The following is a 19609-nucleotide window of genomic DNA, read 5'->3' as shown; positions in this document are numbered from 1 at the left end:
ATATCGCACATATTAGATTGATTTTTGACTATCTAAGCTTGCTTTTTTGCTTTTTGCAATTATTTTTCCTACAAGAAAAATCCAGAATGGACTAATAATAAGTGTAATGGAAATAGTAGAAATGATAAGTTGGTATGTATATCCTGAAATAAGCCCGATAAAATAAGAGGTAGCTCCCAGTATGAAACTAAACTCTCCTATCTGAGCTAAAATAGCACCAGTGTAGAAACTATCTGACCAGCGTTCTCCTAAGACCCTCACGATTATTGTATTAATCAAGTTGTTTGTAAGAAAAGCAAGCAAAACCATAATTGACACGATACCGATATTTTCTATCAAAAAGCTCAGATCAATCAACATACCTATTGATACAAAAAATAATGCGACGAAAATTATCCTAAAAGCATACAGGCTATTTTGCACCCATTTTGTTTCTTCAGCAGAGGAAACAATAATACCCGCCACAAATGCTCCTAATGCTGAGGAAAGTCCAAAAAAGGTAGTGATAATAGAGAAACCAAAGCAAAATGCAAATGCAATAAACACTTGTATTTCATGATCTTTTCTAATGTAGGTCCCAAATGGTAATTTTATTTTTTTATTTTTTAATATCCAAATGATAATGCCAAGGATTAAGCCTGCGCCAATAATTTGCTTTATAATATCTTTGGGTTGTGGTATCGCGCCAGATATATAATTGATTATAATCAACATAGGTATCACCAGCACATCTTGTATTAGTAAAATTCCAATTACATTTTGCCCTACCTTAGAGCTTATTAAGTCTTTATTCTGGAGAAAATTAATGACAATGGCAGAACTACTTAAGCTAATAACAAAACCAAGTACAATGATATGCTCTAGTTGCCAATTGAGAAAATAGCCAACTATCCATACAGCACCAACACTAAAAACTACCTGAATAAGTGTCCCAAAAACAGAAATCCGCCAATTAGCAATCAGTTTTGGAAGTGAAATTTCCATTCCAATAAAAAACAACAATAGTACTAAGCCAAATGAACCCAGGTTGGATATTAATGATTCATCAGTAACAATCTGCATACCATTAGGACCCATAAAAATTCCGACAAGTATATAGGCAATTATATAAGGTTGTTTTAATAGCTTAAAAACAAAACTGGTCAATATAATACCGATAGAAAGAACAACCAGGATTGATAGTACTGGATCGACCTGAATTGCAAAAATGATGTACATCTAAAACTTTTTGAGAATGGAGAAAGCCAAAGTATAATTATTCAGGCCTTCACTATATTATATTTTTGAGAATGGTAATTGAAACTTGAATTTACTTCCTTGTTCTAGTATACTTTCTACATAGATTTTTCCACAATGAATTTCAATGAATTCTTTGCATAGCAATAAACCCAGACCAGTTCCCTTTTCATTATTTGTTCCCAGCATTGACTTAGTTACTCCAAACTTAAAGAGATTTTCTTGAACTTGCTTAGACATACCAATACCATTATCACTCACCTCTATTTCTACAAATTGTTTCTTATCTATTGCACTTATAATTATTTCTCCATTTTTTTCTGTGAATTTTATAGCATTCATAATCAAATTTCTAAGTACTGCTTTAATCATTTGAATATCTGCTGTAATACATAAATCTTTTGGAACAGTATGATACAATGATATTTGTTTTTTTATAGAAAAATGATTTATCTCTCTTATCATTTCTACGATAAGATCGTGAAAGTGAATGTTTATTGGATAAAAACTTTGATGATCATTTTGTAAAAGAGACCAAGCCAAAAGGTTATTTGTAAGGTTTAATGCACTGTTTACAGATTTATCAGCCACATTGATCAGTAGCTCAAATTCATCTTTGTCATAATTCTCTAAACCTATCTTTAATAATTTTAAGACTCCTAAAATGGAGGTGAAAGGGCTTCTTAGGTCATGTCCAATAAGTGACATAAACCTTATATTATTGGCAATAACGTCATTTAGTTTATTGGTTTTTTGTTTAACAATATTCTTTAATTCTACATTTTGCTCTTGTATTTCCAGCAAATTTAAATTATAAAAGTTGTGCTTCAAAACTCCAAGTAATTCAATGGCATTATCAGAAACGTCCTCATTTAAATTTCTTTTATTCTTTTCCATTTTTTTATCTTCATAAGATGAATAGATTCAATTTTTTTAGAATATATTATAATCTCTATTTGAAAGGATTTTTTAAAGGTTCGCTAAATAAAGCTTATTTTTAGATTCGACAAAAATGAGTAAATACCAGCTTTAAAGTGTTGTATTTAAAACCAGAAAAACTACATTTTTCATAGGTCTTCCAGATTGTTTTTTGCTCCCCTGCACTTGCTTTTTTAATAAAATGATGGCATCGTTTGTAAGTTTACAATGCACCTAGGGAATAATCAATCTAAAAAGCAAACGTAATTAAAATATTAACCAAAGTACTTGGCTTAACATGTGATTTATATAACTTTCAAAGTATTTATGCAGTGATTTTATACTTTGTTATCATCATCTTTATGAGACTACTAATATTTAAATATTTTATCTCATGAAAAATAAACAAATTATTTTTAGACATAATGCGATGAGCAATGGAAATTTACTGCACAGTTATTATGCTGTGAATAGTATAGATGGTAGAATTCTAGGGGAAAAATATAAAGTAAACCATTATATGAATTCTTTCTTTAATTTTATTCTACATTACTTTCCTAGATTAAAAGGCGTACTTCAAACTTCCTGATAATCAAATGTTTTTTAGGTTTATAACTTTAGGTGTAAGTCAAACTTCTTTAATAGATTTTAATTTGAAAATTGATTATCTTATACATCGTGCAAAATAAAAACACTCATACTTATAAAATAAATATTTTCACAATTGATTTAATATAGAAGTGATTTTAACTTTTTTCTTTCTAGGTTTTAACATCCGAAAGTAGCAGATATAAAATGGAGTTTTAACTAAATTTGCTAAACTTTTACTTAGGCCGCTTTTTTTAATTATATTTTCTTTTCCAAAGGGTCATGTATTCCAAGCTTGAATGTATCCTTTTACATTATACCATAAATGTACCTATAGATAGGTTCAGATATATCAAACTTTTGTTTATTCAGACTTTTATATTTGGTGTAATAAACTCATTGAATATTACTTTACATATGTCCTGTATGACTTGATGTTTGTCCTACATATTACAGTGTAAGTTGAAATAGATTTGCTAAAGATCAACAAAATAGCATTTCATATGAAAATAATTATTGTAGGTGCTTCAGGCACTATGGGACAATTTCTGACAAGTATTTTGCAAAAAGAAAATCACGAAATAATAAGAGCAAACCGTTCATCTGGCGATGTAAAAGTAGATATTACCAGCCCTGCATCCATCAAAAATATGTTCTTAGAAACAGGAGCCTTTGATGCATTAGTTTCTACTGCAGGTCCAACTTTTGTAGGCTCTTGGAAAAATCTAACTGATCAAACTTTTAGGTCTGGTATTGAAGGTAAAATGATGGGACAAATCAACCTTGTGCTTATTGGCCAGCATTATATTCGACCAAAAGGTTCTTTCACATTAATAACAGGTGCATTAACACATGAACCACAACGAAATTTTGCGAATGCTTCTGCTGCTAATGGTGCAGTGGAAGGTTTTGTACGTGCTGCTTCTATCGAATTAGAAAATAGTGTGCGTATTAATGCCGTAAGCCCAACTGTAATAGAAGATTCACCTCAATACTTTCCCTATTTTCCAGGCGAAACTCCAACAACTATGAAGCAATTGGAGTATGCATTTAGAAAAAGTCTATTTGGAGCAGTAACTGGTCAAATCATAAAACCTTAATAATCTGATATGAAAGTAAAGCTAATTCAGTCAATTAAGATTTGGATTGTGATTTATCCATCTATTACTGTCTTTTATATATTATTTGGAAAATACTTAACAAATCTTCCTATTTATCTGCGTACTTTAGTTCTAACATTAATTTTAGTTCCTTGGATGGTGTTTGTTGGATTGCCTTTTTTACATCTTGTATTAAAGAAAAGCACCTCAAAAGCAAGTTTTAAATAGTATATACTTGTTGAGCAAGCCCTATGGTATTACGAACTAAGCTCTGCCTACAACTTCTAATTTAGATTTTATAAAAATAATTTGCATTTACAGTAGTCAAAATCTAACTTTGTTATATTACCTAACAATGTTAGATTTTTATAATTATGTTAGATAAGAAAGAAGAAAGAAAAAAAAGAGTAAGAGAAGCCATAAAACAAGCAGCACTAGAAATAGCAGAGAGTGAAGGTTGGCATAAAGTAACAATTAGAAGAGTTGCCGATAAGGTACTCTATACACCACCTATAGTTTATGAGTTTTTTAAAAACAAAGATGATTTATATAGGCACATAGTAAAAGATGGATTCGAACTATTAATTAATAGCACCTATGAAAAAATAAACGCGCAACATTCTGCCGAAGATAAACTTTGTGCTTTGGCATTGGCTAGATTCGAGTTTGTAACAAAGCACAACACGCTACATCATATGATGTTTGATGCCGATAATCCTGAATGGCATAACCTTGAATTGAGCAATTATATGATCAAAATTAAAGGTATGGTCTTGGGGCTTTTAACCGAAATTACAGGAGAAGAGGACGAAGTGAAAGTTCAAGAGTATTTCTTAAATATGGTATGCCTATTAAAAGGATACACATTCTTTAAAATGCATGATAATAAAAATATTATCGCTAAGAGAAAATCTATGTTGTTACCAGATATGGAAGTTACAGATTTGTTTTTGGCAGCTTTCAAAAGATTTATTAATAGTATAAAATCATAAAAATGGATAAAAGAAAACTATATATAAGTGTTGCAGGTATTGCCATACTCATAATAGGTGTAATGCTTTCAAGATTGCTTTCTAGTACAGGAAGTGAAGATATCGAAAAGGAAAAAGCGGAAACTGTAAACCGCTTTGTGGTAAGAACAAAAGAAGTGCATCAAGAGACTATTAAATCTAAAATTGAAATTACAGGAAGGTTGATTGCCTCAGAACAGGTAGATTTATTTGCTGAAGTTTCTGGTGTATCTACTTATGGTGTAAGACCATTCAAAACAGGTAATACTTTTTCGAAGGGAGAAGTAATGTTAAAGATAGATAAAGGAGAGTTTATACGTTCATTAGCATCTATTAAAAGTCAGTTTTCAAGTCTATTGGCACAGGTGCTACCAGACTTAAAGTTAGATTATCCTGACGATTACGCAGCTTGGAAAGATTACTTATTAAATTATGATATTGATAAAAATATAGCTGCTCTACCAGAGGTTAAAAATGAGCAGTTAAAGTTTTTTCTTACTGGCAGAAGCATTTACTCTAATTATTACAGTATTCTAGAATCTGAAGAGAGACTCAGTAAATATGTAATTAGAGCACCGTTTACTGGTTCACTTACAGAAACATTTATAGATCAGGGAACACTAGTAAGAACAGGACAGCAACTTGGTGAATTTATTAAAAATGGAACTTTTGAAATAGAAGCTTCTATTGCTTATGATCAACTTAGTTATTTAGAAAAAGGGAAAAAAGTACAATTTACTGATGTTAAGGGGAGTGATACTCATGAAGGAACTCTCATAAGAATCAATAACAAAATTGATCCTACTACGCAACTGGTAAAGGTATATTTTCAACTAAACGATCAACGTCTTAGAAGTGGTCTTTATCTAAATGGCCATATCGAAAGTACCACTTTTGAACATGCAACTATCTTACCTATAGAATCACTCGTTGACCAAACTTTTGTATTAGTTGCGCAAAATGGAAAGGCTATAAAGAAAAAAATAGAAGTGCATAATCAGAATGTAAACGATTTTATTGCAGTAGGGCTAAAAGATGGGGAGAAGGTAATTATTGATAAAAAAAACAGTGCATTTGAAGGTACTGAAGTGATAGAAATGTAGTAGTAGCATAAATTATAGCTCTAAATCAATTTATCTAATGAAGAATATCATTAAGTTTTTTATAAAAAACGAGTTACTAGTAAATCTTTTAATTGCACTTATAACATTTATGGGTGTATTAATGGCTTCTAGAATGAACTCGTCTTTTTTTCCTGCACAGGATGAAAAGTTTATAGTAGTTGAAGCTACTTATCCCGGTGCATCTCCTAGAGAAGTAGAAGAGGGGATCGTTCTAAAAATAGAAGATAACCTTAAAAGTGTTACAGGTATAGATCGAGTTACGTCAACATCATCTGAAAATACTGCCAATATAGAAATAGAACTTGAGCTCAACCAAAATGCAGATTTAGTTTTACAGGATGTAAAAAATGCAGTTGACCAAATAAGTAATTTTCCAGAAGATATGGAAAGGTTGGTAGTTTATGTAAGGGAGAATGAAAACTTTACAGCTAAAATTGCACTTGTCGGTGATGTACCTTTAGCAACATTAAAAGAAAGATCAGAAGCATTGGAAGATGGTTTGAGAGCATTGCCCAATATTTCTAAGATTGATGTGACTGGTTTTACCGAAGAAGAAATAGTAGTAGCTTTAGAAGAAAGTAAACTTCGAGCTTACAATTTAAACTTTGAAGATGTTGCCATAGCCATTCAAAATGAAAATATACAATTTACAGGAGGACGTATAAAAGCAGAGACCGAAGTTATAATAAGGTCAGATCAAAAATTGTATAATGCCAATCAACTCATGAATCTGGTGTTAAGAACGCTAGATAATGGAAATGTAATTAGATTAAAAGATGTTGCAAGCATTAAAGAGAGTTGGGATGAAGGAACTAACAAAGCATTTTATAATGGTGAGAAAGCTGTATTGGTTACAGTTAATACATTAAATGAAGAGAATATTTTAGATGCAGCTGAAAGCATAAGAAATTATCTTGATGAATTTAATTCGCAAAATAGTGTGGTAAATGCTATTCTTGTAAGAGACGGCACTGATGTTTTAAGCGAAAGAATTAATCTTTTAACTGAGAATGGAATTTTGGGTGCAGTACTTGTTTTCATTTTATTAGCACTATTCCTCAGAATAAGATTGGCAATGTGGGTAGCATTGGGTATTCCAATTTCCTTTCTCGGTATGTTTGTTTTGTTAAACTTGTATGGTGTTACCATCAATGTATTGTCATTATTTGGGATGATACTCGTTGTAGGTATTTTGGTTGATGATGGTATAGTCGTAGGTGAAAATGTGTTTCAGCATTTTGAAAAAGGTAAAACTAGATTTCAGGCTGTACTCGATGGAACACTAGAAGTACTACCAGCTATTTTCTCAGCTATTGCAACAACATGCGTGGCTTTCGCTTTCTTCTTTTTTATAGATGGGCAGCTAGGAGAATTCTTTTCCGATGTTGCGTTGGTAGTAATATTTGCTTTGGGTTTTTCTCTTGTTGAAGTACTCCTTTTTTTACCAGCTCACTTGGTTCATATCAAAGATTTATCTCACGATGTAAAGCCAAATAAGCTTAAGATAAAAGTTGAAAATATGCTATTAAAATTCAGAGATGTATTTTTTGTACCTATTCTGGATTTTACCCTCAAGTACAAAGTATTCAGTTTTATGACAGCTATTACTTTGCTTATAGTAACATTTGGAGCAATTCGTGGTGGAATTATTAAAACTACATTCTTCCCGAATATAGAGCAAACACAAGTAGATGTTACCATAGAATTTCCTAGTGGAACTTCAGAAACAATTACAGAAGAGGCAGTGCTTAAGATTGAACAAGCTGCAATAGATCTAGAAAAAAAATATGAAGAAGAACTTGGGCAAACAATTATTACTAATAGAGAAATTTTTCTAGGTAGAAATAGCAATGAGGGAAAATTAACCTTTTATCTGGTATCATCAGAACAAAGAGATTTAAGAAGTTTTGAAGTAGCTTCAGATTTACGAGATGCAGTAGGGGCTGTTCCGAATGCTACTCAGTTAAGTTTCGAAACTGCAACCCCATTTGGTAAACCACTAAATGTTTCTTTCTCGGGAGAAGATTTTAACCGATTAAGAGCCGCAGTTGCCGATTTTAAAGAGGAGTTATTAGAAACTGGAATGGTTAAAGATATTGTAACTAATGATAAAGCTGACCAACCCGAAATTAATATAAGACTCAATGAAACAGGAAGAGGTCTTGGTTTAAATCCTAGAACTGTAATTCAACAAATTAGGAATGGCTTTTTTGGTTTTGAAGCTCAACGCCTACAAAGAGGAGATGATGAAGTAAAAGTTTGGGTTCGCTACTCATTAAAAAATCGTGATGATATAGAGGAGTTGAAAAATATGAGAATTAGAACGCCACAAGGCGATTTAGTTCCAGTGAGTGAAATAGCCGATATTGTACCAGTAAAAGGTCTAATAAAAATTAATCACTTAGATGGGAAACGACAAATTACTGTAGAGGGAGAAATTGCTTCTTTTGATATTTCAGCTACAGAAATGATAGGAAAAGTTTCATCTGATGTAATTCCGAAAATAGCAAAGAGGTATTCTGATGTAAATATAGCGCTAGATGGCCAGCAAAGAGAAACAGCAAAAATGGGGGCTTCAATAGCCAAAGTGGGGCCTGTAGTACTAGTTATTATGATTGCGCTTTTAATTATAACTTTCCGATCTGTTAGTCAAGCCGTTGCCCTTTTAATGGTTGTACCATTTGGTATAATCGGTATGAGTTGGGGGCATTTTATTCATGGTCAACCAATGAGTTTGCTTTCATTTTTGGGGTTTATAGCTCTTATTGGAGTAATAATAAACGATGGGCTTGTGTTTGTAGGAGCTTTTAATATTTATCTTAAAGACGGTCTCAAATACGATGAAGCATTAAGGGAAACTGCTATTTCGCGTTTCAGACCTATCTTTTTAACAACAATTACAACAACTGCTGGTCTTGCTCCTTTAATACTAGAACGTAGTTTTCAAGCACAATTCCTTATTCCGATGGCTATTACTATTGCTTATGGCTTACTATTGGGTTCTTTTTTATTAGTGCTCTTACTACCAGTATTTCTTTCAACATTTAATAGAAGTAAAGTGCATCTTAAATGGTTGTGGGAAGGTGAAAAGCCAAGTCACGAATCTGTAGAAAAAGCAATTATCAGAAAGTTAAATGAAAATCAATATGAGAAATATTAAATATATATTTCTGTTACTAATCTCACTATTTACTTCTTTTTTATGCAAAGCACAAACAGTGAGTGATGCTACAGGATTAGGTATTCAGGAAATAATAGCAATTACGTTAGAAAACAATTATGATATTAAAATAAGTAAGAATACTTCAAAATCTACTTCAATTGATGCTGTGCCAGGAAATGCCGGTTATTTGCCAACTGTGGCACTTTCTGGAAGTTACAATTACTCTTCTAGTAATTCAGATATTGTTTTTGCTGATCCTACTATGCCCGAGATTTCTGCTTCTGGGGCAGTTACAGAAAACATAGCTGCGGGAGTAACATTAAACTATAACATATATAGTGGTGGCAATAGAAAATATACTTACGAAAAACTGAAAAACGAAAACTATCTTTCAGACCTACAACTTCAACAAAGCATTGAAACTTCTGTGCTGAATGTGGTTTCGCAGTTTTTAAATGTGGTAAATTATTACGACTCATATGAAATTAATAAAGAGTCTGTTGACATTTCGCTAAAAAGGTATGAGAGGGCTGAAAATAATTACTCTTTTGGAGCAATGAGTAAACTTGAATTATTAAATGCTGAGGTTGACCTTAGAAATGATAGTACTAATTTAGTTCAATCAAAAGTCGCATTTGAGAAATCGATAAAAGATCTTAATAATCTAATGGGGATTGATCCAGATTCAACTTACACAATTAATCCTGACTTTACCATAGAAGATGATTTGGTGGTTGCTGAGTTAATAGAAGATGCTTTAAATAAAAATACAAGCTACCTATTGGCTAGATCTACAATACGATCTAGAGAATTAGATTTGAAAATAACAAAAACAAATTACCTGCCTACTTTAGATTTTTCTGGTGGTTATGAGTATAGCAATGTTAGCTATGGAGCCAGCTTTATAAGTACTCAAAAAGGCCTCGGTTGGAATGCAGGAATTAGTGTATCATACAATATTTTTGATGCAGGTAGCAGGAAAAGGGAAAAAGAAAAGGCTGAAATACAGGTAATAAATCAACAATTATCGATAGATCAGACAAAAAATAATTTGAAAACAGATTTGCTAAAAGCATACGATGACTATCAATCTAACATAAACTTGCTAAGCCTTACTGAACGTAATGTGAAAACAGCAATGATAAATTATGAAAGAAGTACAGAAGCTTTCAGTACAGGACAAATTACAGGAATAGAATTAAGAGAAGCCCAGCTAAATCTATTAAATGCCAAGTATAATGTAAGCCTGCAACGTTTACAAGCAAAGATATCAGAAGTTAGTCTACATTATTATTCAGGCAACCTTGTAAAGTAAACATAGCACAAAGAACTTGTAATATTATGAGTTCTTTGGTTTTACTATTTTTGCTGTAGTTTTTTTATTTGAGCTATCGAATTAATAAAATTTTAGAAACAAACTATTAATTAACATAATGATATTTATTGATATTTTATAAATTACTGAAAATCAATGCGTTATGATCTATTGAAGTATTCGAAACTCTAAAGGCGAAAAAATAGTTCTTTAGTAGCGATAAGTAAAAAGAATGTTGCAACTATATAACCAATTACTATCAAATTTGGATTTTTTGTTTTATTAGATTTTTCATATTTGCTTATTATCTCTAAATATTTTTTTTTATAAAAAAACAAATAATAATCTAATATTAGTATAGGTAAAGCACTTATGACAATACCGATTTTATTTAAGTTTCTAGGCATAATATCAATACCTACTATCCCTTCTATTAATGTTAATAGCACAAGGAAATGCATGTAATTAAGACTACTAACAGCAATATATGCACTAAGATAGGGTGCCGAGCCATTATTTCCTTTAACAATCCTATAAAAACAATAAATAAAATATTTCATAATACATCTATATGGTTAGCGAAGTTTACGACTTATTGTTTGGTTGAACGGAATTTTGAGGTCCCAATGCTTCAGGCATAGCAAATTCGATAAAAGGATAAATAATAGATTGCCCAATGTTTAAGGTAGTTTATGGGTTTCGTTTCCCAAATTCAGAACCTATAAAGTATCCAATGCCAAATAAACCACCTACAGTACCGCTCATACCATAATATTCTATTCCCATGTTTACTCCTTCTGTAAAATATACGCTGTAAGCATCTTCGCTTTATGCATTCCAAATATTATACCCAGAAGATCGTAGTTGCACTCCAAAAGTGGCTTTTCCAATACCTTGAGCTATATTACTAAACACGCTTAATTCATTAACAGTGCCAAGGTTTGAATTAGGAACAATGTTTAGATAAGCTTGTGTAAGTAAATTGGTGGTCTTTAGGACGATACAAATAAAGTCCTATCTTAAGCAGGACTTTAATTTGATTATTACACTTATACTATTAATAGTGTAATTATCTAATAAATATTAAAATTATCTTAAATAAAAAAAAGCATATATTTAACTCCTCCTAATAATAAGAATGAACAAACCATATACCCTATTGCATTCCACTTTGCATTTTTAACCGTATTTAATTTTTCATACTGTTCAACAATTTCTAAGTATTTTTTTTTATAGTAAAATAAATAAAAATTTAATATAAGAATAGGTAAAGTACTTACTAGTACTCCAAATTGATTTAAATCTTTAGGGACAATAGTGACATTAAATATTTTCTCAATCAACATTTCTACCACAAGAAAATTCATATAGTTAGTTGTCGAAATCATAACTAGGATTTACGAACAAACATAACATTTTTCTTTTGCTTAACCCATAATTTGTAGGGGTCAAGCGAAAGAAAAATGTTAAGATAGCCTTTCCATTAAAACCTCATATGGAGTCTTCCCTTTTAGAGCTGAATGGGGTCTATGACAATTATAAAAAGTCTCCCATTCCTGAAGTTTTTTTCTAATATCAATATCATCTGTATACTCAATAAGCTGATAAAACTCTTGCTTATCAGTAGAATGAGATCTTTCTACCTTACCGTTTAAATGAGGACTTGCTGGTTTTATATAAACATGTCTTATCCCTAAGTCCTCACAATACCAATGAAATTTCACTTGAAATTCATGGCCATTATCCGTTTGAACTGTATGAATTCTGAAAGGAAATCTTTTCAATATGTAGTTCACAAAATCAATAGCATTTGCCTGCGTGTGTTTTGAATATATTTTCAAAGCTCTTGCTCTTGTTGCATCATCTATAGCAGTATATTGATACCTTCTTATCTTTTTACCTTCCTTTGTCGTGAAATTCAAGAACTTAACATCAATCTGGATACGGTGACCAGGTACTTTTTTCTCGTAGCGTTTAAATGGTTTAATAGATCGCTTTCTTTGATTCTTGGGTAGCAGATTCATGCCATTACGTTTGAGAACATAGTAAACAGCACCTTCTGAAATTTCTATATCATGATACCTTTTCAGATACCATTTGATGCGTAGTTGTCCTAGATGATACGTTTTTCTAAGATGAAGAATTAGTTTTTCAATTCTAATAGGTGTTCTAAGCTTAGGATTTTCAGGACATGGCTTTTTGTTTATTAATGCTTCCTGACCATGTTGATCATAGGCTCTTTTCCATTTATAATAAGTTTCCCGTGAAATACCAAAATATCTGCATGCTTTAGTAATGTTACCTATCTCTTTGGCATAGTTGAGAACTTTTAACTTACGGCGAATGTCTGAGTGGGCTTTTGCTGTCATAAAATCAAGATTTGAGTTGAGCAATATTCAAAAATAATATCGTAAACCCTAGTCTTGATTTTCATAACTAACAAAAGTTAGAAATGGATTTGCTAAAATTCATTCACTTGTATACTTGATCCGATTAACACTGCTTACATCTTCTGATGTCGTGATGTATTCCTTTGTATCAATAAGAATATCATCCTTATAAATTTTAAGGGTTACTTTCATTTCTGCATAATCATTTTCTAAAGGAACCCAGCCAGCAGTTACAGCTAATTCAATTTCTTTTTGTGGTTCTTGATTGATAAAAGAATAGCTCGACTGTACCAAATCAGCATCGAGAAAAGTGATTGGTGCTTCTTCTTGAGTATCAGCAAAGACAAAACCCTCCCCTAATTCCAAAGACTTCACAAAAAAATCTACATCTCCAGATTGTTCATACACAACTTTAAATATAGATGTAGCATTATCTTCTGTATTATCAGGATTGATTTCATCATCATTACAGGCATAAAAAACAGTACTTAGTAATAAGATGAGAAAGGTTGAGAGTTGAATGGATTTCATAATTTTTTTCTTTTGCAATTAATTAATCGATCCCAGAAACACGATTTATTAATAATTAGTCTACTTCATATTTTGAAGCATTTCGTTAAAGTCTTTCCCATTAGCTTTGTGAACTTTTACAGCAGGTCTTATACACGATTGTTTTCTAAAAGCTGTAAGACTTACCAAACCTAGCGGTAAGTAGAATACTTTATTATTTATTTGAAACTCAATTATTTTTTCTTTTTTGACAACTATTAAGGGCTGTTTTTCTTTAATAGCAGCCACTCGGATATCATAGAGATTACCAGCCAAATCACTATCAAACACAGTATGAATTTTAGCAAATGGAAATGCGTCTAACACATTAGAAATTTGTTTAGCAGACAAACCACCACCAGTTGATACAAATAAACTAGATGCTTTATTAATTCTTTGCTTATTCAATTCATAAAAACTCATTACATCAATGGCACTTTCTCCAAAAAATATGTCAGTAACAATACCTCCATTACTTAAATCGGCGATCCAAACTGCATTCGTTTTATCACTACCTCTAGCATGCTGATGCCAATTATAATTTACAACTTCCATACCTTTTAGTGCATCACTATTCGGTTCTTTATATGGAAATCCAATATTGGTATATGGACTTTCATTTTTCTGAATTGTACAGATATGAGACAGAAAAACTCCCAATGTTTTAGCTGATAATTTTCTTCCATGGAGCAAGTAAGAAAGGTCTTTTATAGTGGCATTTTTTATCTGGTAGTCATTTGCTTTAAACTTATTTATATCCCTTCTTCTAAGATTAAGATTGTGGGTATTTTCCGTAAAATCAAAAGGAATACCTGCAAAATGACTTAGAACCTGATTGATACCATTAGTCTCAGTAGCATATGAAACATTAAATTTATCTAACCTATGCCTCACAAAATCAATAACAGTACCTCTATCAAGGTCATTGTGTCTTGTAAAGTACATCTCAACCTGAGAAGTTGATGGCTTAGTGATTATCACATTATTCTCATATTCATGGCAAAATTCTATCTTTTTGCCATTACCCTTTGCCCTGTTGAACTTATAGTCAAGAGACTCTGCCAGTTGGATGATACTCACATTTTCTTTAAAATACTGCCAAGTATGTCGCATTATCTTTTTCTGCCTTTTACTTGTTTGATGGTTTCGTCTACAGCCATACCGAGTGGCCCAGCAATTAAGCCAGCTTTTACCTTGTCTTTAATCTCCTTTTTTAGAGAAATATCATTCCCTTCTTTTTCCGTTTTTTTAGCACTTATGTCTACTCCCTCAGCTTCATTTTTTTCAGCTTTACTCATTTGATCTTTTTGTGACTCTTGATAATTAAGTGGAGTTCTAGAGTAACCATTTGGAGCAATAATATTGATGGCAATTTTTTCTACTTTACCATCCGGTTTTACTAACTCAATCTCTTTTCCCTTTAGTAGAGCCGCTTTTTGGTCTTGGGTTAACTCTACACCTTCCAAATACCTCGGCAGATTGATGTTGCCAATTCTGGTTCTAAAAACCTCATTAGTTTCAGGATCAACTTTGTACATATAAGGTTCTTTAGTGCCATTTTTACTTAGCTGATTGGCCACTACCGTTTTACCTTCTTTTAAATCTTTAGCTTGTTCACGGTTTAAATTGGTAGGCACTTCCACTTTGGTTCTTACCGGATGTACTTTAACCCCCAAAGAGCCATCACTTTCTGGATACAGAGATAATTTTGCTTGAAGATGATTCCCTACTCCATCTGAAATAGTTTTTAGCTGAGTAGTTCTACCTGAAAGCAATGCCTTTAACTCATCCGGCGACCAACTGAGCACATCTTTCTTTTTTAGCCCTATTTTCTCTAAAAGTTCATAGGGAATGTTTTTGGCTTCAAAATTCATTATTTTGCTATTTTTATACTTATTATTATAACACATGAGTTAATATACCATATTTATATTATATATGTATAAAATATTATGCTTTTCGCACCTCTTTTTTATTATTTCAGTTAACATCCACGATATCTTTAATACGATTGAAAGGAATAAACAAGTTTCTATTGTAGAAATCAGAGATAATAATGAATGAAAGCAATCACCCAAAAACAAATCTTAGCTCTTCAAAAACTTGGAACAATCTTTTTTGATTTGTTATCAATACTTTCTGAAACATCTTTCAAAAAATTTTCTTTTGTATATGAACTATGATAGGCTAACAGAGTCTCAAATGAGAGAGTATGGATTATTAGAAAATTAGAGCAGGTGTTTTCTCATCCTTTCCCTAACATATTAATCACATCTCCGAGCTCATTGGCTAAATTTTCTTGGGCTAACTTAATACGTTCTACAGCAATGCTGTTTAGTTTTTCCTCATCGGATATACTATTGATTTCTACTACTTCAAAATGGGAAGAGAAGAAGGTGTCTAGATAAAAAAAACGGTTAAAGTAGTTTACCATAGCTAGCAATTGATCAATGTTTCCACCTTTACCATTCTCTATTCGGGAGACTATGTTCTGGTTCATGCCAGCATTTTTTGCCACATCACTTTGCTTTAATTCCAGATGTTCGCGTAATTGTTTCAGTCTTTTCCCAAGTATTGCTAAAGTAATGTTGATCATGCCATTTGTTTGTACGAATTTATAATTTCCTCAATTTCATTATTAATTCGAATCATATTTTTGGTTAACAGTTTTTTTTTATTTTTCTCAGTTCCGAAATTATAAAATTTTGGCAAATCCTTATATTTTTTTTCTTCCTCAACTATCCTTTTAACATTTAAATCCACCTTGCAATTATAAGTGGAGAGTATATGCTTTCCATCAAAATCATTAGACTCCTGAGCAATTTGGGCAACTAATTGTCCAGATCGTAAAGAAGAAATTTTAGATGCAGGTATCAAATGATCCAGTTGTTCATTCATACTAATGGAAGTTCTACTTCTATCAATATTAAGGCCTGTTTTGAGCTGTTTTACTCTACCGAATAGCTTTTCAAGCCAGTCTAGGGTTTCTTTGTTTCTTACCTGTCCAGAAATAATATTGGCAATTACACTACAAATAGTATCAGCGGTTTGCTTTCCATATTGCTGTCTAAACTGTGGCAATTCTTGTAATCCTAAAAGTATGGCTACTTTGTTACTTCTGGCTGTAGCAATTAGGTTTTCAATTCGGTGAATGTACAAGGTAGGCAACTCATCTACTGCAATAGTTACTGGTAAGTTTCCTTTTTTGTTTACCAATTTGGTAAGCCTGTTCAATACCACAGAATAACAAGCACTATTGATCTCTTGTGTATCTGGATCGTTGGCTACCACCAATATACTTGGATCTTTAGGGTCAGAGATTTTTAGGTTAAAATCATCCCCAGAAAATACCCAATATGTTTCTTTGGTAGCCAGTCTAGAAATGTTGATTTTCAACGTCCCCAACTGACCCTCTAACTGATCGTAAGCTTTTTTTTCATGTGCACTTTTAAATGGAGAAAGTAAGCTTTGCAGCTCTGGTTCAGAATACAATACTTGAAACAACTCATCATACGATCTATTCATAAAAGACAAAACATGTGGCAAAGATGAATACTTTCCTCCTTTGTATCTGGATAAAAAGTAAATCACACAAGAAAGCATATTTACAGCAGACTGGGTAAAGAACTGATCTGTGCCTGAAGATCCATCCGATTTTTTTAAAGCTTGAACTAGTGCATCACTTGTTTCTGTTGCATCAGCCAAGCTTTTAAGGTAATTGGGGTTTAGTGGGTTTACCCTTCTACTATATTCCACTTCATTTAGGTTAATCACATGGAATTTATGCTTTCTAAGTATCCCCTTTTTCTTGTTGACCAAATAGTGATAATAGGTCATTTTGCCTAAATCAGGATATTTGAAATCATAGACAAAAGCACTAAAGCCTTTCCCAATCACTTGCTTAATATAAGGTTGAATAAAGCTAAAAGTTTTACCAGAACCTGGAGTGCCGATGATCAAGGTAGCACGAAAAGGATTAAGCAGATTTAACCATCCTTTATGTACTTTTTTCTTGTAATAATATTGAATAGGCAGGTTGACTGAATAGGCATTTTCTTCATATGTCTTATTCTGCTCAAAACTTTCATTCTCGATATTAAATCGATCTTTCATCAAGTTAGATTTAACAATTTTCGAGACATTATCTAGCGCAGTATGTATGAGTATTGCCCCGATGAAAGAAGCCAAAACGTAAAGTATATCAAAAAGTGAGATACTTTTATAGAGCAGTATTTCATTATCGTAAAAATAAAAGACGATAGCACCAAAGAATAAAATTGAGCCTACCAATAATGGTAATCCTATTTGTTTTAGTGGATCAAGCTCTAATTGTTTCCTAGACTTTGTACCTATGGATACGATTATGATTGAAAAGAATGTGAGCAACTTAGAATAGAATATATTTTGATATATACTGATAGTTTTAATTCTATACAACACTTCATCCAATACTACTGGGAATAACTGATCGTACATCAATATAAAAACCATTATCTCTACGATAATGGTCATGTAAATAAAACCTTGAAAAAAATTGAAAATCCTTTGAAGTTCTTTACTCTCCTCCATTTCCTTGTAGTTTGATAATTGCTTAAATGATTACTCTAGGTTGTCCAGTATAGTTTGTAATGTTTCTTGGACTACATGGCTTGTACCATCAATCAGAAAAATAAAAGTACCGTTTTTAAGTACATCTACTTCATGAACTTCATTGGTTAACACCTTAATCTTTTTGTCATCAACTCGGGTAATTTCTATTTCGCGAGTAACTGTTACCTTCTTAATAGTCATAGTAGTTATTCGATTGGATTAATGAAACATGTATGATTGATAGCAGCGTGATTTTGCTATCTTATTTTAATCTTTGGTTAGTGGAATTTTAATACCTGTTAGTAGACCAATACGCCAACTTTGTGGATCATAAAATACCACCTGATTTTTTTCTCTGAGTGTCCACACCCAACCATTGCTAAAAGTCACATTCAGCTCAAAACCTAAGCTTAGTGAGGCTATAAAATCTAACTCATTTGTACCCGTACTTCCAGCAGTTCTTAGGTTAAGTGCTACATTCTTGTTTCGGGTAATTAGAGGTTTATAGGCATACCCCACCATAAAGTTTCGGATGTGATCATTAGGATTATAGATGATTGTATCAGTTGAATTGTCTGTATCCTGTAAGCTAAAATCTTTATCATTTTGTTTCTTAAAAATTTCATCACCTTTATCAATGGCATACTCTAGAAATACCTCATGCGCACTATAATATTTACCCACCCACTCATAAGATATTTCACTCACCAATTGGTTCTTAATCATAGTTCCACCAGCTACATCTAAATAATTAAACCCCTTTTGAGCTTTCAGTAGGGAATGAGAACTCAGAATTAGAAGGGTTATGAATAGCCTTTTCATAAAGTATCAGCATTTAAAATATCTGAATAATCGATATCCAATTTCACCCGCCTACCACTGATTTGATTTTCAGCAATTTCAATAGTAAAAACCTTTTGATCAGGAAAAGTAAATTTTTTGAAAACGAATACATTTCGATGCTTAGACTTAAACTCTTTGATATCGTAGAGTTTGTATACTTCTTGTAATTCCACCTCTTGATAGTTGGTTCGCTTCACTTTTCTTTTATCCTCTATCTTGAACCGGATTTGATCTATATCATATTTAATTTTTGTATGATTCTTAAAGGTGACATCAATAAAGAAATAGTCTCCTACTGTATAAAGATTATTCAAACTAATAACCATTTTACTATTTGTACTTTTAACCGAATGGTAGGTCGGTTTCTTGTTTAGGCTTTTCAAACAAAAAGCTTTCATCTCTGGCGTTGAAACTGTTATTTCCGAATTAATCAGCCCTACCCCATCTTCACTTTTAATCCTTATATACTTTGTAGCTTTACTTGAAGATGTATAAACAAGTTCATATTGTACTAGATAAGATTGACAAACAATGCTTACAATTCCTTTGTATTTTTCTTGAGCTTCTTTCAACTTTATTGGCCTAATGCGAAGAATGTTAGGTTCAGGTTGATCTCCTTTTACATCCTGCACACTAATATCAACATAAGTAATTGGCTCACTTAAAATAAAATGCGTGGTTACATCTTCATTCACATATAATTTGGGGATAGTACTTTCTTGTTGCCCAAAAACAATGTTTGACACTAATAAGAAAATAAGTATATGAGTTACAGTTTTCATT

Annotated in this window: 19 protein-coding genes; 6 read left to right on the top strand and 13 right to left on the bottom strand. The window is 32.0% G+C overall.

Going from position 1 to position 19609, the window contains the following annotated elements; translation table 11 throughout:
- Positions 1-12: 12 nt before the first annotated feature.
- On the bottom strand, positions 13-1218 hold the full coding sequence (locus OQ292_RS39320; protein ID WP_284689651.1) for a cation:proton antiporter domain-containing protein: 1206 nt from the start codon (positions 1216-1218) through the stop codon (positions 13-15).
- Positions 1219-1275: 57 nt separating this feature from the next.
- Positions 1276-2133, bottom strand: coding sequence for a sensor histidine kinase (locus OQ292_RS39315; protein ID WP_284689650.1), 858 nt, complete (start codon positions 2131-2133; stop codon positions 1276-1278).
- A 1112-nt stretch (positions 2134-3245) separates the two neighbouring features.
- Between OQ292_RS39315 and OQ292_RS39310 the strand changes: the two genes are divergently transcribed.
- The 6 genes from OQ292_RS39310 to OQ292_RS39290 all read left to right on the top strand — a co-directional run bounded on the left by OQ292_RS39310 (position 3246) and on the right by OQ292_RS39290 (position 10454).
- Entirely contained in the window at positions 3246-3842 is a 597-nt protein-coding gene (locus OQ292_RS39310) for a short chain dehydrogenase (RefSeq protein WP_284689649.1), read from the top strand.
- A gap of 9 nt (positions 3843-3851) precedes the next feature.
- Positions 3852-4070: a hypothetical protein gene (locus tag OQ292_RS41355; RefSeq protein ID WP_489686935.1), complete on the top strand. Its 219-nt coding sequence runs from the start codon at positions 3852-3854 to the stop codon at positions 4068-4070.
- 146 nt (positions 4071-4216) lie between these two features.
- A complete protein-coding gene (locus OQ292_RS39305; protein ID WP_284689648.1) occupies positions 4217-4834 on the top strand; it encodes a TetR/AcrR family transcriptional regulator in 618 nt (205 codons plus the stop codon).
- A 2-nt stretch (positions 4835-4836) separates the two neighbouring features.
- Complete coding sequence (locus OQ292_RS39300) at positions 4837-5955, top strand: efflux RND transporter periplasmic adaptor subunit (protein ID WP_284689647.1); 1119 nt, start codon at positions 4837-4839, stop codon at positions 5953-5955.
- Positions 5956-5992: 37 nt separating this feature from the next.
- A complete protein-coding gene (locus OQ292_RS39295) occupies positions 5993-9136 on the top strand; it encodes an efflux RND transporter permease subunit (protein WP_284689646.1) in 3144 nt (1047 codons plus the stop codon).
- The gene (locus tag OQ292_RS39290) at positions 9123-10454 is read left to right on the top strand and encodes a TolC family protein (RefSeq protein WP_284689645.1); all 1332 of its coding nucleotides are present in this window, start codon (positions 9123-9125) and stop codon (positions 10452-10454) included. The genes OQ292_RS39295 and OQ292_RS39290 overlap by 14 nt, the downstream gene beginning before the upstream one ends.
- Before the next feature lie 188 nt (positions 10455-10642).
- Here the strand turns inward: OQ292_RS39290 and OQ292_RS39285 are convergent, their stop codons facing one another.
- From OQ292_RS39285 to traN, 11 genes are all read right to left on the bottom strand, one after another.
- Positions 10643-11014, bottom strand: a complete 372-nt coding sequence (locus OQ292_RS39285; protein ID WP_284689644.1) for a hypothetical protein — start codon at positions 11012-11014, stop codon at positions 10643-10645.
- A gap of 534 nt (positions 11015-11548) precedes the next feature.
- Entirely contained in the window at positions 11549-11842 is a 294-nt protein-coding gene (locus OQ292_RS39280; protein WP_284689731.1) for a hypothetical protein, read from the bottom strand.
- A 78-nt stretch (positions 11843-11920) separates the two neighbouring features.
- Positions 11921-12823 (bottom strand): IS481 family transposase, encoded by a 903-nt coding sequence (locus tag OQ292_RS39275; RefSeq protein ID WP_284689730.1) that lies wholly within the window; start codon positions 12821-12823, stop codon positions 11921-11923.
- A gap of 99 nt (positions 12824-12922) precedes the next feature.
- Positions 12923-13375, bottom strand: a complete 453-nt coding sequence (locus tag OQ292_RS39270; protein WP_284689729.1) for a beta-barrel fold lipoprotein — start codon at positions 13373-13375, stop codon at positions 12923-12925.
- A gap of 60 nt (positions 13376-13435) precedes the next feature.
- Positions 13436-14506 (bottom strand): toprim domain-containing protein, encoded by a 1071-nt coding sequence (locus tag OQ292_RS39265; protein ID WP_284689728.1) that lies wholly within the window; start codon positions 14504-14506, stop codon positions 13436-13438.
- Positions 14506-15267 carry a DUF4099 domain-containing protein gene (locus OQ292_RS39260; RefSeq protein WP_284689727.1) on the bottom strand — a complete coding sequence of 254 codons (762 nt, stop codon included), beginning with the start codon at positions 15265-15267 and terminating at the stop codon, positions 14506-14508. Before OQ292_RS39260 ends, OQ292_RS39265 begins: the two co-directional genes overlap by 1 nt.
- Positions 15268-15638: 371 nt before the next feature.
- The gene (locus OQ292_RS39255) at positions 15639-15989 is read right to left on the bottom strand and encodes a helix-turn-helix domain-containing protein (protein WP_284689726.1); all 351 of its coding nucleotides are present in this window, start codon (positions 15987-15989) and stop codon (positions 15639-15641) included.
- Entirely contained in the window at positions 15986-17962 is a 1977-nt protein-coding gene (locus tag OQ292_RS39250; RefSeq protein ID WP_284689725.1) for a type IV secretion system DNA-binding domain-containing protein, read from the bottom strand. Before OQ292_RS39250 ends, OQ292_RS39255 begins: the two co-directional genes overlap by 4 nt.
- A 30-nt stretch (positions 17963-17992) precedes the next feature.
- A complete protein-coding gene (locus tag OQ292_RS39245; RefSeq protein ID WP_284689724.1) occupies positions 17993-18184 on the bottom strand; it encodes a hypothetical protein in 192 nt (63 codons plus the stop codon).
- A gap of 66 nt (positions 18185-18250) precedes the next feature.
- Positions 18251-18805: a hypothetical protein gene (locus tag OQ292_RS39240; protein ID WP_284689723.1), complete on the bottom strand. Its 555-nt coding sequence runs from the start codon at positions 18803-18805 to the stop codon at positions 18251-18253.
- Positions 18802-19608 (bottom strand): conjugative transposon protein TraN, encoded by an 807-nt coding sequence (gene traN / locus OQ292_RS39235; protein WP_284689722.1) that lies wholly within the window; start codon positions 19606-19608, stop codon positions 18802-18804. The genes OQ292_RS39240 and traN overlap by 4 nt, the downstream gene beginning before the upstream one ends.
- Position 19609: the final 1 nt, after the last annotated feature.

The sequence above is a fragment of the Chondrinema litorale genome, assembly GCF_026250525.1.
Classification (GTDB): Bacteria; Bacteroidota; Bacteroidia; order Cytophagales; family Flammeovirgaceae; genus Chondrinema; species Chondrinema litorale.
The sequence above is the reverse complement of the archived record's forward strand: the minus strand, read 5'-3'. Positions and strand labels throughout refer to the sequence as shown.